The 13,841-nt window shown below is 63.8% G+C and carries 10 protein-coding genes and 1 rRNA gene; 8 read left to right on the forward strand and 3 right to left on the reverse strand.

Annotation, left to right across the window (positions count from 1 at the left end; genetic code table 11):
* Positions 1 to 91 precede the first annotated feature (91 nt).
* The 3 genes from ACUY1T_RS19580 to ACUY1T_RS19590 all read left to right on the forward strand — a co-directional run bounded on the left by ACUY1T_RS19580 (position 92) and on the right by ACUY1T_RS19590 (position 2,817).
* The gene (locus ACUY1T_RS19580; protein ID WP_446025240.1) at positions 92 to 1,432 is read left to right on the forward strand and encodes a sodium-dependent transporter; all 1,341 of its coding nucleotides are present in this window, start codon (positions 92 to 94) and stop codon (positions 1,430 to 1,432) included.
* A 43-nt stretch (positions 1,433 to 1,475) separates the two neighbouring features.
* Complete coding sequence (locus ACUY1T_RS19585; RefSeq protein ID WP_446025241.1) at positions 1,476 to 2,039, forward strand: gamma carbonic anhydrase family protein; 564 nt, start codon at positions 1,476 to 1,478, stop codon at positions 2,037 to 2,039.
* A gap of 106 nt (positions 2,040 to 2,145) precedes the next feature.
* Complete coding sequence (locus tag ACUY1T_RS19590) at positions 2,146 to 2,817, forward strand: metal-dependent hydrolase (protein ID WP_446025242.1); 672 nt, start codon at positions 2,146 to 2,148, stop codon at positions 2,815 to 2,817.
* On the opposite strand, the gene ACUY1T_RS19595 is transcribed toward ACUY1T_RS19590, so the two are convergent.
* The 3 genes from ACUY1T_RS19595 to ACUY1T_RS19605 are packed head-to-tail and all read right to left on the reverse strand — an operon-like array spanning position 2,793 to position 6,870.
* A complete protein-coding gene (locus tag ACUY1T_RS19595) occupies positions 2,793 to 4,175 on the reverse strand; it encodes a sigma-54-dependent transcriptional regulator (RefSeq protein WP_446025243.1) in 1,383 nt (460 codons plus the stop codon). The genes ACUY1T_RS19590 and ACUY1T_RS19595 overlap by 25 nt on opposite strands.
* Positions 4,168 to 6,084 carry a sensor histidine kinase gene (locus ACUY1T_RS19600; RefSeq protein WP_446025245.1) on the reverse strand — a complete coding sequence of 639 codons (1,917 nt, stop codon included), beginning with the start codon at positions 6,082 to 6,084 and terminating at the stop codon, positions 4,168 to 4,170. The genes ACUY1T_RS19595 and ACUY1T_RS19600 overlap by 8 nt, the downstream gene beginning before the upstream one ends.
* A 12-nt stretch (positions 6,085 to 6,096) precedes the next feature.
* Positions 6,097 to 6,870 (reverse strand): GntR family transcriptional regulator, encoded by a 774-nt coding sequence (locus tag ACUY1T_RS19605; protein ID WP_197449397.1) that lies wholly within the window; start codon positions 6,868 to 6,870, stop codon positions 6,097 to 6,099.
* 312 nt (positions 6,871 to 7,182) lie between these two features.
* Between ACUY1T_RS19605 and ACUY1T_RS19610 the strand changes: the two genes are divergently transcribed.
* The 5 genes from ACUY1T_RS19610 to ACUY1T_RS19630 all read left to right on the forward strand — a co-directional run.
* Complete coding sequence (locus tag ACUY1T_RS19610) at positions 7,183 to 7,938, forward strand: (Fe-S)-binding protein (RefSeq protein ID WP_446025246.1); 756 nt, start codon at positions 7,183 to 7,185, stop codon at positions 7,936 to 7,938.
* A complete protein-coding gene (locus ACUY1T_RS19615; protein WP_446025248.1) occupies positions 7,935 to 9,389 on the forward strand; it encodes a LutB/LldF family L-lactate oxidation iron-sulfur protein in 1,455 nt (484 codons plus the stop codon). Before ACUY1T_RS19610 ends, ACUY1T_RS19615 begins: the two co-directional genes overlap by 4 nt.
* Entirely contained in the window at positions 9,386 to 10,054 is a 669-nt protein-coding gene (locus ACUY1T_RS19620; RefSeq protein WP_446025249.1) for a LutC/YkgG family protein, read from the forward strand. Before ACUY1T_RS19615 ends, ACUY1T_RS19620 begins: the two co-directional genes overlap by 4 nt.
* Entirely contained in the window at positions 10,051 to 12,942 is a 2,892-nt protein-coding gene (locus tag ACUY1T_RS19625; RefSeq protein WP_446025250.1) for an FAD-binding and (Fe-S)-binding domain-containing protein, read from the forward strand. Before ACUY1T_RS19620 ends, ACUY1T_RS19625 begins: the two co-directional genes overlap by 4 nt.
* Before the next feature lie 668 nt (positions 12,943 to 13,610).
* Positions 13,611 to 13,841: ribosomal RNA gene (locus tag ACUY1T_RS19630) — 16S ribosomal RNA — on the forward strand; the annotation flags it as partial.

Consider the following 13,841-nt stretch of genomic DNA (forward strand, 5'->3'; position numbering starts at 1 on the left):
CGCAGGGGGCGGGTTTCAATCCCGCCAGGGGGATTGGTGGCAAGGGGCCGGCCTGATAGGCTTGCGCCTCCACGAAAGTCGAGGTAAAGGCATGAACGCAACCCTGGAGCGCTGGAGCACGCGGCGGGCCTTCATCCTGGCGGTGACGGGCGCGGCGGTGGGGCTCGGCAACATCTGGCGCTTTCCGTATATCACCGGCGAGAATGGCGGCGCCGCCTTCCTGGTGCTTTACGTGGCCTTCGTGCTGTTGCTGGGGTTGCCGGTGATGATGGCCGAGGTCCTGATCGGCCGCGCCGGTCGCCGAGCACCCATGCAGTCGCTGGGCCACCTGGCTGGCCAGGCCGGAGCCAGCCGTCACTGGCGTTTACTAGGATTGTTCGGTGCCTTCACCGTGTTCTGCATCCTGTCGTTCTACTCCGTGGTCTCGGGCTGGTCCATCGAGTTCCTGATTACTGCTGTGAATGGCAACTTCAGCGGGCGCAGTGCTGACGAGATCGCGGCCGGCTTCGAGGCCTTTCTCGGCGACCCGCGCCGGATGACCTTCAACCATACGCTGTTCCTGTTCATGACCATGACCGTGGTTGCGGCGGGGGTGGCCAAGGGGCTGGAGCGGCTCAACAACCTGCTGATGCCGCTGCTCTACCTGTTGTTGATACTGCTTGCCGGCTATGCGGCGACCACCGACGGGTTCGGTACGGCGCTGGCGTGGCTGTTCCGGCCGGACTTTTCGGCCATCACCCCGCTAGTGGTCATGCATGCCATGGGGCACGCCTTCTTCACCCTGGCGGTCGGCGCCTGTGCACTGATGGCCTACGGTGCCTACATGCCGGAACGTCAGAGCCTGCCGCGTGCGGCCGGTGCGGTGGCCGTACTCGACGTCAGCGTGGCGCTGCTGGCCGGCATCGCCATCTTCTCGGTGGTGTTCACTCAGGGCATGGACCCCGGCGAGGGGCCGGGGTTGATGTTCGTGACCCTGCCCATCGCCTTTGCCGAGCTGCCTTGGGGGGCGCTGTGGCTCAGCGTGTTCTTCCTGCTGCTGCTGTTGGCGACCTGGACCTCGTCGATCAATCTGGCCGAGCCCATGGTGGCCACTCTCCAGGGGTTGGGGCTGAGCCGCGGCAAGGCCGCTGCGGTGGTGGGGATCGCTGTATGGCTGGTGGGGCTACTGTCGGTGCTGTCGTTCTCTACCTTGGCCGAATGGCGGCCGCTGTTCGGCATGAACGCTTTCGACCTGGTTACCACCATTCCCACCGAGATATTCCTGCCGGTGGGTGGCCTGCTGATCGCCATCTTTGCCTCCTGGGTAATGCCGCGCCGCGAGGCCCAGGCAGCACTGGGCGTAAGCGGGCCGGGCTTCCGCCTGTGGCAAGTGGTGGTACGCTGGGTCTCGATCCCCCTGGCGGCCGTGGTGCTGGCGGCCGGACTGTTGTGACAACCTCGATGCGACCGGCCAGGGTGCCGGCCTGGAGAGATGCATGAGCGCGAACGATCCCATCCGTAGCTGGCAGGGTATGCGACCCACCCTGGGAGCGAGAGTTTACGTCGACCCGGCCAGCGTGGTGCTGGGTGACGTGGTGCTGGGTGACGACTGTTCGGTCTGGCCCATGACAGTGATCCGCGGCGACATGCACCGGATCCGCATCGGTGCGCGCACCAGCGTGCAGGACGGCAGCGTGCTGCATATCACCCACGCCAGCGATTTCAACCCCGATGGCTTCCCATTGACCATTGGCGACGACGTCACCATCGGCCACAAGGCGATCCTGCACGGCTGTACGCTGGGCAACCGCATCCTGGTGGGCATGGGGGCCATCGTCATGGACGGTGCGGTGGTCGAGGATGAGGTAATCATTGCCGCCGGTGCCGTGGTGACGCCGGGCAAGCGCCTCGAGAGCGGTTTCGTCTATGCCGGCAACCCGGCCAAGGCGCTGCGCCCGCTGAAGGACAAGGAGCGCGCCTTCTTTCCCTATACCGCTGGAAACTACGTGAAGCTGAAAGACCAGTACCTGGTTGAGTATGGCGAGCGGTCAGCGGAGTGACATTGCGTTGCACGGCTTGCAATAAAAACCCTATAAGCCTTTGTTTTCCTGTGCTGGGCAAGCGATAATCTGAATATTTATCCAGTGATTAAAGGATTTGCCCGGCATGGCCGACTTTCGCACCCATCTCAGTGCCGCCGTGGGCGGCGGTGCCCTGCTGGCCTTTGCCGGCTGGCAGAGCGGGTTTTGGACACCAGGCGAGGCGCTTCCGCTGGGGGCGTTGACCGCCTTCGGTGGCATCCTGCCCGATATCGATGCCGATCATTCCCATGCCGTGCGGCTGATCTTCAATACCATGGCCGTGCTGGCGGTGGTGGTGGGAGTGCTCTTGCTGCACGCTCAGCTCGAGCCAGGGGCGCTGCTGATGGTATGCGGCGGGCTCTATGTCGGGGTGCGTCTCGTACTGAGCCCGGTGTTCAAGCGCTTTTCCGTGCATCGCGGAATCTGGCATTCGCTGTTGGCTGCCGTGCTGTGCGGGCTGGCGACCAGCGTGGCTGGCTATCAGTGGCTTGGCCAGCCGGCCATGCTTGCCTGGGCCCAAGGGCTGGCACTGCTGCTGGGCTATTGCATCCACCTGCTGCTCGATGAGATTTATAGCGTGGATCTTACCGGCGCGCGGCTCAAGCGCTCCTTTGGCACGGCGCTCAAGCTGTTCGATTACCGTGCGCCAGGCAATTCGCTGCTCATGCTGCTGATCGCGATGAGCCTGCTGCCCTGGTTGCCACCCTTTGCCTCTCTTCAGGGGCTGATGCTTCAGGGCTCGACTTTCTGGCGGTAGTCCTCGGCCCTTAGGCCGTATTTCTTCAGCTTGTCGTAGAGCGTCTTGCGCGGCAGCCCGAGGTGTTCGCAGACCTCCGTGATGCGGCCACGGTGGCTGACCAGCGACTGGCTGATCACACTCTTTTCGAACAACTCAACCTGTTGCGGCAGCGCCAGCTCGGCATTGTCCATCTCGACGCCTTCCAGCAGCCCATCGAGGCGATAATCGAACGCCGAGCCCAGCAGCACGTAGCGCTCGGCCAGGTTGCGTAGCTCGCGCACGTTGCCGGGCCAGTCGTGGGCCATGAGGGTGGAGATCCCACCGGTGTCCAGCGGTGGCGCTTCCAGCCCACTACGGTTGGCGGCGACCACGGCGAAGTGCTGGAACAGCAGGGGAATGTCCTCACGCCGCTCGCGTAGCGGTGGGATCGGTAGGGTGACGACGTTGAGCCGGTAATAGAGATCCTCGCGGAATTCGCCGGCTTCGGCGGCGAGCTTGAGATCGACCTTGGTGGCGGCGATCACGCGGATGTCCAGCGGTACGGTCTCGTTGGCACCGAGACGCTCGACGCAGCGCTCCTGCAACACTCGCAGCAGCTTGACCTGCAGCGCCAGCGGCATGGACTCGATTTCGTCGAGGAAAACGGTGCCGCCGTTGGCGTGTTCGAACTTGCCGATACGCCGTTCGACCGCCCCGGTGAAGGCGCCTTTTTCGTGGCCGAACAGCTCCGACTCGATGATGCTTTCCGGCACCGCGCCGCAGTTGATGGCGACGAAGGGGTGCCCGCCGCGGGGGCTGCGCTCGTGGATGGCGCGGGACACAAGATCCTTGCCGGTGCCGGTCTCGCCAAACAGCAGCACATCGGTTTCCACCTGGGCGATACGCTGCACCATGGAGGCAAGGCGCTGGATGGCGGGGGTCCGCCCTACCAGGCGTGGGCCGGGAGCGGCCTGCTGTGCTTCGAGTTCGGCCTTCAGCTGACGGTTTTCCAGGCTCAGACGTCGCTTGTCGACCCCGCGGCGTACCATTTCGACCAGACGCTCGCCGGCAAAGGGTTTCTCCAGAAAGTCCCAGGCGCCCTCGCGCATGGCTTCAACGGCGGTGGAAATATCGCCATGGCCGGTAATCAGGATTACCGGCAGGTCCGGGTCGCGCAGGCGGACCTCGCGCAGCAGGGCCATGCCGTCCATGCCGGGCATGCGGATGTCGCTGACGATCACGCCGGGAAAGTCGGGCGTGAGTGTTTCCAGGGCGCTCTCGGCGCTGGCGTGGGGTTCAGGCTGATAGCCAGCCAGTTCCAGCGTTTGGCCGGCGGTGATGCGCAGATGAGGCTCGTCGTCGATGATCAGTACCGGGATGGCCGCCGGGTCATGCATGTGAGCGCTGCTCCTCGGTTGGCGAAATCTGGGTGCCGTCAGGACGTTCCTCCTGGGGCAGGGTAATGATGAAGCGCGCACCAGCGCCAGGATGGTTGGTGGCCGCGATACTGCCTCCCAGATCCTTGATGATACGCGCCGAGATCGACAGCCCCAGCCCCAGTCCGCTGCCCGGAGACTTGGTGGTAAAAAAGGGCTCGAAGATTCGCGACAGGTGCGGCTCCGGGATGCCGGGGCCGGTATCGGTGACGCTGATCCGCACCTGGGCCCGTTCGGCCTCGATAGTCAGGATGAGTTTGGGCGCGGGCGATTCCGCCATGGCCTGAAGCGCATTGCCGATCAGGTTGACCAGCACTTGCTCGAGTCGCACCAGGTCGGCATGCACCCATACCTCATCATCCCAGCAGCGTACCACCTCCACATCACGGAGACGGTTCTGGTAGAGCCGCAGCGCATAACCGAAGCATGCCTGTACCGACACCGCCGTCAGCGAACTATCGCTCTTGCGTGAGAACTGGCGCAACTGGGCGCTGATCTCGGCCATGCGCTCGGTCAGCTCGACCACTTGGGCGAGATTGGCGTCGGCGGCTTCCAGGCGCTGGCGTTCGAGAAAGGCGCGGGCATTCTCTGCATAGGCGCGGATTGCGGCCAGCGGCTGGTTGAGTTCATGGTTGATACCGGCGGCCAATTGGCCGAGTACGGCAAGCTTGGCGGCCTGGATCAGCTCGTCACGGGTCTGGCGCAGGTTCTCCTCGGCCCGGCGCCGCTCTTCGATCTCGTCGGAGAGCCGGCGGTTGGTTTCCAGCAGGTCGTGGGTGCGTAGCTCGACGTTACGCTCCAGCTCATCGCGAGCGCTCGCGAGGGTCTGGCGCTCGCGCTCGGCAAACAGCTCTCGCTCCCGGCGCAGGCGCTGGCGCTGCCAGCCGATGCCACCGGCCAGGACGACCACGCCGTACAGCCCCCCGGCCAGTGCGGCGGCCAGCCACTGGGCTTGGTAAACGGTGCCTAGGGGCTTGAGGATGTGCATGTTCCAACCGAAGGCATCCATGTGGCGGGCCAATCCAAGGTAGCGCTCCTCGGCCAGCGGGCCATGATCGAACCTGACCAGGCGACTGCCGTCGGGGCGCTGATCATAAACATCGATGCCCGAGGGAGAAAGCGGCTCGTCAGCATAGCGGCGGGTGGCCAGCAACCCCTGGCGCTCTTCCTCCGACAGTGGATGGAGGGCGGCCATGCGCAGCTCGGGATGGCTGGCCATGAAGATGATGTCGTCCTTGTCGGTGACCAGCAGCACGGCATCCTGCTCCGCCCAGCTTTCCTCGACCGCGTCCAGCAGGATCTTGATGACCATCACCCCGCTGGGACGAGCATCGGGGGCGGTATCGTCGAGCCATACCGGAGCCGAGAAATAGTAGCCGCGTTCCAGCGACTGCACGCCCAGGCCATAGAAGCGGCCTCGTCCGCCCTGGATGGCATCCTGATAATAGCTGCGGAAGGCGTAGTTCTGGCCGATGAAGGTGTTGGGGCGATGCCAGTTGCTGGCGGCCAGGGTGTTGGCCTCGGCATCGAGTAGATAGACGTCGGAGACATTGGCCGTGGCACGGAACTGATCGAGCAGCAGGTTGAGCGGCATGGGATCCTGCTGCCCCCGATTGAGCAGGAAGCGCTGCACCATCTCTCGCGACGCCAGCAGCTGCGGCAGGTAGTCATGGCGTGTCAGATGGCCTTCGAGGCCGGCGGCGGAGAGCCGCAGCTCGTTCTCGGCTTCTCGCACCAGCGTCTGCAAGGCCTGCTCGCGCGCTACTTGGGAGGCCTGCCACATGACCACGACCAGGCCCAGCGGCAGCAATAACAGCAGCAGCCAGCGCAGAGGAACCGGCAGGCGAGGTGGACGATGCGGACCTTTCACTCGGGGCGTTCCTTACAGCTGGATTTCCGGTAGCGCCTGGGCGCGGCGCAGCGCGCGTTGGGCACGGGTTTCGGCGCGCTCCATTTCCAGCAGCTCCTCCTCGACGAAGACCAGATGCTCGTGGGATCGCGCACGCGCATCTTCGGCACGGCCCTCGAGAATGGCATCGAGCAGGGCGCGGTGCTGCTTCATCAGCATGGGCCGCGACTGGGGCTTCTCGAACAGGTGAGCAAGGTTGTCGACGATGCTCTTTTCAAGCAGGTGGAAGATGCCGCGAATGGTATGTAGCAGCAGGACGTTGTGCGCGGCCTCGGCAATGGCCAGGTGAAAGGCGGCATCCGCCTTGGCTTCAAGCTCCGGGTCGCGACCGGCGAAGCAGGCTTCCAGCTCCTCGAAGCGCTTGATCAGCATGGCGCGATCGGCCGGTGTGGAGCGCAGGGCGGCATAATAGGCCGAAATGCCCTCCATGGCATCGCGAAACTCGAGCAGGTCCAGGTGGAACTCCTGATGCCTTGCCAGCATGTCGAGCAGCGGGTCGCTGTAGCCGCTATTCAGCTCACGCGTGACGAAGGTGCCGCCACCCTGGCGGCTGGTCAGCAGGCCGCGGGTCGCCAGCTTCTGAATGGCTTCACGCAGGGAAGGGCGAGAGACGCCGAAGCGCTCGGCCAGCTCGCGCTCCGGCGGCAGGCGCTGGCCGGGCTTGAGGCTGCCTTCGAGAATCATCGCCTCGAGTCGCTCGGTGATGACATCGGCCAGACGGGGCTGGCGCACGTTCTGATAGGTCATGCGGGGCTTCCTGGAGATGCAGCGCTACTTAATTGGTCTTACCAATATTGGCCTGAAATGTCTCATCTTGCAAATGCCTCGACCCATGCATCGCGCAACATGGCTGATGCCGCCCATTTGCGACTTGTCAGATAGACCAAAGTCTATGCGAATCTGACGAATAATAGAGGGGCTCGTCGTTGACACTGTCAGTGGCGAGCCCTAAGGTTCAACGACTTCCGCGGGTAAATTGGTTTGACCAATTTCCCGGAGGGCGTAAAGCTATAATCAGCAAGACCGCCACTGCCTACGGGCCGACAGTGAGGGAGCCTTATGACGCCAGTCAAGCTATATCCACCCAAGCCGGAGAAGGTCTACTTCTTTGGCACCTGCCTGATCGACCTCTTCTACCCTGACGCCGGTCTTGATGGCATTCGCTTGTTAGAGCGTGAAGGCATTGAGGTGGTTTTTCCCCAGGACCAGACCTGCTGTGGCCAGCCGGCCTATACCTCTGGCTATCATGACGAGGCGCGGGCCGTGGCGGCGGCTCAGCTCGGTCTCTTCCCCGGACCCTGGCCGATCATTGTACCCTCCGGCTCCTGCGGCGGCATGATGCGTACCCATTATCCGCAGCTCTTCGCCGGCACCGAGTGGGAAGTTCAAGCCAAGGAAGTAGCAGGGCGGATCTATGAACTCACCGAGTTCCTGCTACATGTCTGCCAGCTCAGGCTAGAGGATCGCGGCCAGCCCGAGAAGGTAGCCATGCATACCTCCTGTAGTGCCAGGCGCGAGATGGGACTGGCCGAGACCGGCCCGACGTTGCTTGCCAGGATGGGTCAGGTCGAGCTGGTGGAGCAGGCACGCGCCGCCGAGTGCTGCGGCTTTGGCGGCACCTTCGCGGTGCGCCACCCAGAGGTTTCCGCCGCTATGGTCGAGGACAAGACCCAGGCCATCGAGGCTACCGGCGCCCGGCACTTCGTCACTTCGGATTGCGGCTGCCTGATGAACATTTCCGGTCGCTTCGAGCATCAGGGCAAGTCGGTCACAGGCGAGCACATCGCCAGCTATCTCTGGCGGAGAACCTCATGAGCGCAGCCCACGACCCGGTACAGACCTTCACTCCACGCGAGTTCCATCGCCAGGCCCACGATGCCCTGGGCAACCCGCAGATTCGCGCCAATTTCCGCCGTGCCATGGATGGCCTGATGGCCAAGCGGCGCGACGTGTTCAGCGACTGGGATCTCGAGACCCTGCGCGAACTGGGTGCCAATATCCGCCTGCGGGCGCTGGCCAAGCTGCCCGACCTGCTGGAGCGGCTCGAGGCCAACTGCCAGGCCAACGGCATCCAGGTGCACTGGGCCGAGAACGGCGACGAGGCGTGTCGCATCATTCGCGATATCTGCAAGCGCCACGGGGCCAAAGCAGTCATCAAGGGCAAGTCGATGGTCTCCGAGGAGATGCATCTCAATGCTCATCTGGAAGAGGTGGGCATCGAGGCGCTGGAGTCCGACCTCGGCGAATACCTGGTGCAGCTCAACGAGCAGACGCCCTCCCATATCATCATGCCGGCGATCCATCTCAATACCGATGAGATCTCCGAGATCATGCACACCAGGACCGGCACCGAGCGTACCCGAGACGTCGACTATATGACCGCTGCGGCACGAGCCCAGCTGCGCGAACGCTTCATGAGCGCCGACGTGGGCATCTCGGGGGTCAACTTCGCGGTAGCTGAAACCGGCACCCTGTGCCTGGTGGAAAACGAGGGCAACGGCCGCATGACCACCGCCGTGCCGCCAGTACACATCGCCGTGACCGGTATCGAGAAAGTGGTGGAACATCTGCGCGACGTGCCACCGCTCTATGCACTGCTTACCCGCTCGGCCACCGGCCAGCACGTCACCACCTACTTCAACATGATCAGCTCGCCGAGAAAGCCTGGCGAGCATGACGGCCCGAAAGAGGTCCACCTGGTGCTGGTCGACAGCGGCCGCTCCAACATCTATCAGGACGACGAACTGCTCGACACCCTGCGCTGCATTCGCTGCGGTGCCTGCATGAACCACTGCCCGGTCTATACCCGGGTGGGTGGTCACACTTATGGCACCACTTATCCCGGCCCCATCGGCAGCATCCTGATGCCGCACATGATGGGCCTGGAAGAGACCAAGGATCTGCCCACTGCGTCGAGCCTGTGCGGTGCCTGCGGCGAGGTGTGCCCGGTGAAAATCCCGATTCCCGACCTGCTGGTGCGGCTACGGCGAGAATCGGTGGGCGAGGGGCGCGGCAACGTGCCCGGTGCTGGTGTCAAGCGCACGAAGAAGGAAGTGTCAGCGTGGAAGGGGTTCCAATGGTTGGCAACCCACCCCACCGCCTGGCGTAGTGGTGTAGCGATTGCCGGCAAGCTGCGGGCCTTGACGCCGACGAAGCTGGGGCCGTGGACTGAATGCCGTACCGCACCCAAGCCGGCGAAGACCTCGCTGCATACCCTGGTCAAGCGTCACCAGGTGGAAAAGGCTAAAGAGGAGAAGCATTCATGAGCGCCCGGGAGAGTATTCTCAAGCGCCTGCGTGAGCGTGCCGACGGACCCTTGAACGCCCCTGAAAGCGACTTCGCCGTGGTGACCGGGCGTGGCTGGAGCCAGGAGGAGCGGCTGGCCCGCTTCGAGCGGCTGATCACTTCGGTGCATGGCGAGGTGATCCATACCGCCCGCGACGCATGGACCTCGGCGCTGGCCGAGTTGCTCGAGGCCAAGGGCATCCAGCGCCTGGCGCTCGGTCGTAAGCATCCCGTGGCTGCCGAGGCACGCATGGCTCTCGCTGAGCGGGGCATTACTCTGCTCGACGCCGATCGCGACATCGAGATCTGGCAGCACGAGCAGTTCCACGACACCGAAGCGGGGCTGACCTCTACTCGCGGCGCCATCGCCGAGACCGGTAGCCTGTGGCTGTGGCCGACACCCGACGAGCCGCGTCTACTTAGCCTGGTGCCACCGATCCATATCGCCGTGCTCGATGCCGATACCGTCGAGGATACTTTTTTCGACGTGATCGAAGCCCACGGCTGGGCCGCGGGCTTGCCCACCAACGCTTTGCTGATCTCGGGGCCGAGCAAGACCGCCGACATCGAGCAGACCCTGGCCTACGGCGTGCATGGCCCCCGCGAATTGGTGATACTGCTGCGCCACGCCGAGGAGCGTTCATGACCGCCGCGACCTCTGCCCCACCATCTGCCGAAGCCTGGCAGGAACTCAAGGGCGAGTTGCTCGCAATCATGCCCGCCGAGCGGCTGATCGACGATCCGCTGCGCACCCTGGCCTACGGCACCGACGCCAGCTTCTACCGGCTCATTCCCAAGCTGGTGGTCCAGCCCGCAAGCGAAGACGAGCTGATGGCGGTACTCGCCGGCTGTCGCTCACGCCAATTGCCGGTCACCTTCCGTGCCGCCGGCACCTCGCTTTCTGGGCAGGCCGTGACCGACTCGGTCCTGATACGGCTGCGCGAGGGTTGGCGCGGGCACGAGGTTCTCGAAGGTGGCAAGGCTATCTGCTTGCAGCCGGGGGTGATCGGTGCTCGGGCCAACCAGCTGCTGGCCCCCTATGGTCGCAAGATCGGCCCCGATCCGGCTTCCATCAACAGCTGCATGGTAGGTGGCATCGCCGCCAACAATGCCTCGGGCATGTGCTGTGGCACGGCGCAGAACAGCTACCGCACGGTGCGTGATATTCGCGTGATACTCGCCGACGGCACCTGCCTGGACACCGCCGATCCGGCCAGCTGTGAGGCTTTCCGGCGCAGCCATGTCGAACTCGTCGAGGGCCTTGAGCGGCTCTCCGCCGAGATCCGGGCCAACGCGGCGCTGGCGGAGAAGATCCGCCACAAGTACCGGCTCAAGAACACCACCGGCTATGCGCTCAACAGCCTGGTCGACTTCGACGACGGCATCGAGATCCTCAAGCACCTGATGATCGGCTCCGAGGGCACTCTCGGCTTCATCAGCACCATCACCTACGAGACCGTGATCGACGAGCCGCACAAGGCCGCCGCGCTGGTCTTCCTGCCCGACATGGCCACCACCTGCCGCGCCACCATCGCGCTCAAGCCGGCGCCGGTCTCGGCGGTGGAGCTGATGGATCGCGCTGCGCTGCGCTCGGTGGAGAACAAGCCGGGCATGCCCGAGGGGCTCAAGCGTTTGCCCGAAGGGGCTGCGGCACTGCTGATCGACGTGCGCGGCAACGACGAAGCGGAGCTTCAGACACGGCTCGAAGCAGTGCAGGCCATTTTCGAGGGCATTCACACCCTGGAGCCGGTCACCTTCACGCACGAGAAGAGCCTCTACGAACTCTACTGGAAGATCCGCAAGGGGCTCTTCCCCGCCGTTGGGGCGGTGCGCGACACCGGCACTACGGTGATCATCGAGGACGTGGCCTTCCCCATCGAGCGTCTCGACGAAGGTGTGCTGGCACTGACCGACGCCTTCCATCGTCATGGCTATCCAGAGGCGATCCTGTTCGGCCACGCCCTGGAGGGTAACCTGCACTTCGTCTTTCCACAGGGTTTCGAGAAGCCCGGCGAGGTGGAGCGCTACCAGGCGCTAATGGACGAGGTGGCGCAGCTTGTGGGCGTAGAGTATGGCGGCTCGCTCAAGGCCGAGCATGGTACGGGGCGCAACATGGCGCCCTATGTAGAGCTTGAATGGGGTCCCGAGGGCTACGCCCTGATGTGGCAGATCAAGGCGCTGTTCGACCCGCAGAACCTGTTGAATCCCGACGTCATCCTCAGCCGTAACCCCACCCTGCACCTGGAGAACCTCAAGCCGCTGCCGGCCGTCGACCCCATCGTCGACAAGTGCATCGAATGCGGCTTCTGCGAGCATGTCTGTCCTTCCCGCGACCTCACCCTGACGCCGCGTCAGCGCATCGTCGTCGCTCGCGAGATGGCCAGGCTCGAGTCGCTGGGAGCCAACCTCGATGCCGAGGAAGCCGCGCGTCTCGAGCGGCTGCGTGTGGATTACCTCTACGCCGGCGACGAGACCTGCGCCGTCGATGGGCTGTGCGCCACCCAGTGCCCGGTGGGTATCAATACCGGCGAGTTGATCCGCGAGATGCGCCGTGAGCGCCTGGCACCGCATGCCGACATAGCACGCCGAGTGGGGCGACATTTCTCCGGCACCACGCGCCTGGCGCGGGGCATGCTCAACCTGGCTGGCGTTGGACGCGCCGTGCTGGGTGAAAAGGGGCTCGCCGGTGTGAGCGGGGTCATCACCCGTGCCAGTGGCGGGAAGGTGCCGCAGTGGGTGCCCACTTTGCCCAAGGCGGCACCGGTGCGTGTGCTGAAGCGCAAGTACGCTGGGGCTGGGAGTGCGGTCCGGGACAAAGTGGTCTATTTCCCCTCCTGTGCTACTCGTGTATTCGGAGCTGGGCATGGCGACAGTGAGGGTCGCTCGATCATGGAGATTACTCTTGCACTGCTCGACAAGGCCGGCTTCGAGGTGATCGTTCCCGAAATGCCGGGACACCTCTGTTGCGGCATGGCTTTCCAGTCAAAGGGGCAGTTCGATGAGGCAACCCACAAGGCCCGAGAACTCAATCGCGAACTACTGGTAGCGAGCCAGAACGGCCGCTATCCAATCCTCAGCGATACCAGCCCTTGCGTGCTGCACATGCAAGGGCGGCTGGATGAACGCCTGGTAGTACAGGAGCCGGTGGCCTTTGCTCACGATTACCTGCTGTCGCGCCTCGAAATCACCCCGCTCGACGAACGGGTGGCGGTGCATGTGACCTGCTCCAGCACGCATATGGGACTGGGTGAGCGCATGGTAGCCCTGGCGCGGGCCTGTGCCCGGGATGTCGTGGTGCCGGCCGAGATTACCTGCTGTGGCTTCGCTGGTGACAAGGGACTGGTTACGCCGGAGCTCAACGCTTCGGCCTTGAAAGGCTTGGCGGCTCAGGTGGAGGCGTGCGATGCGGGCTACTCCAATTCGCGTACCTGCGAGATCGGCCTGTCGCTGCATGGCGGCATCCCGTATCGTTCAATCCTGTCGCTACTCGACCGTGCCAGTCGGGGGCGCAGGGAGATGGCAGACATGGCCTGAATCATCCACAGACACTCGCTCCGAGCGCCTGTGGAAAACGCCGGTGGGCAGCCTGGCTGCCCCGGTTCATCACGGCTCCGTCATCGTCCTGAAACTTTTTTACAAACGGCCCTTGCAGGGGCGCGGGGAAAACCGTAAAGTACGCATCCGCTGCCGGCAACGGGCAACGTTGCCAGCGGTGGGAAGAGTGGTAAGTGGTTGTCTCGTTTTGGATTTTTCGAACCGCTTCGCAAAAATCCCGCTTGACGCCCACGGCGGATTCGGTAGAATGCGCCCACTCACGAGAGACCCCGCTGAGGGCTCTCACGGCCCCTGCGACGCAGGGCTTCACGGTCAGGTTCACCTCGGTGACGACCATGAAGCGAGTTGACAAGCTCGGTCGAATCGGTAGAATACGCCTTCCTCGCAGGGCGCTGGCGAGGCCCCTCGGTCCCCGGATCGGCGGCCACGGCAGCAAGCGAGACGCTCCACTCTTTCTAGAGCCCGGAGCCGCTCTTTAACAATCGATCAGGTAATTCATGTGGGCGCTTGTCGATGAGGTGGTGAGAAGTCACACCATTTCAAGGCAAGCGACTCGTCGAAGACCTTCGGGTCTTTTTGAGAAGCTTTGACCTTGAGCCGAGTTTGGTTCGCTTTCGTCTACGGACGAGCAAGAACCGCACGATCTTAAACTGAAGAGTTTGATCATGGCTCAGATTGAACGCTGGCGGCAGGCCTAACACATGCAAGTCGAGCGGCAGCACGGGAAGCTTGCTTCCTGGTGGCGAGCGGCGGACGGGTGAGTAATACATAGGAATCTGCCCGGTAGTGGGGGATAACCTGGGGAAACCCAGGCTAATACCGCATACGTCCTACGGGAGAAAGCAGGGGACCTTCGGGCCTTGCGCTATCGGATGAGC

This window comes from Billgrantia sp. Q4P2, assembly GCF_052806135.1.

What these genes read in the sequence shown, in the direction of transcription:
- ACUY1T_RS19615 (WP_446025248.1), top strand. Translation starts at nt 7,935, where the DNA reads ATGAGCGCAGCCCACGACCCGGTACAGACCTTCACTCCACGCGAGTTC.
- ACUY1T_RS19595 (WP_446025243.1), bottom strand. Translation starts at nt 4,175, where the DNA reads ATGCATGACCCGGCGGCCATCCCGGTACTGATCATCGACGACGAGCCT.
- ACUY1T_RS19610 (WP_446025246.1), top strand. Translation starts at nt 7,183, where the DNA reads ATGACGCCAGTCAAGCTATATCCACCCAAGCCGGAGAAGGTCTACTTC.
- ACUY1T_RS19580 (WP_446025240.1), top strand. Translation starts at nt 92, where the DNA reads ATGAACGCAACCCTGGAGCGCTGGAGCACGCGGCGGGCCTTCATCCTG.
- ACUY1T_RS19585 (WP_446025241.1), top strand. Translation starts at nt 1,476, where the DNA reads ATGAGCGCGAACGATCCCATCCGTAGCTGGCAGGGTATGCGACCCACC.
- ACUY1T_RS19620 (WP_446025249.1), top strand. Translation starts at nt 9,386, where the DNA reads ATGAGCGCCCGGGAGAGTATTCTCAAGCGCCTGCGTGAGCGTGCCGAC.
- ACUY1T_RS19590 (WP_446025242.1), top strand. Translation starts at nt 2,146, where the DNA reads ATGGCCGACTTTCGCACCCATCTCAGTGCCGCCGTGGGCGGCGGTGCC.
- ACUY1T_RS19605 (WP_197449397.1), bottom strand. Translation starts at nt 6,870, where the DNA reads ATGACCTATCAGAACGTGCGCCAGCCCCGTCTGGCCGATGTCATCACC.
- ACUY1T_RS19625 (WP_446025250.1), top strand. Translation starts at nt 10,051, where the DNA reads ATGACCGCCGCGACCTCTGCCCCACCATCTGCCGAAGCCTGGCAGGAA.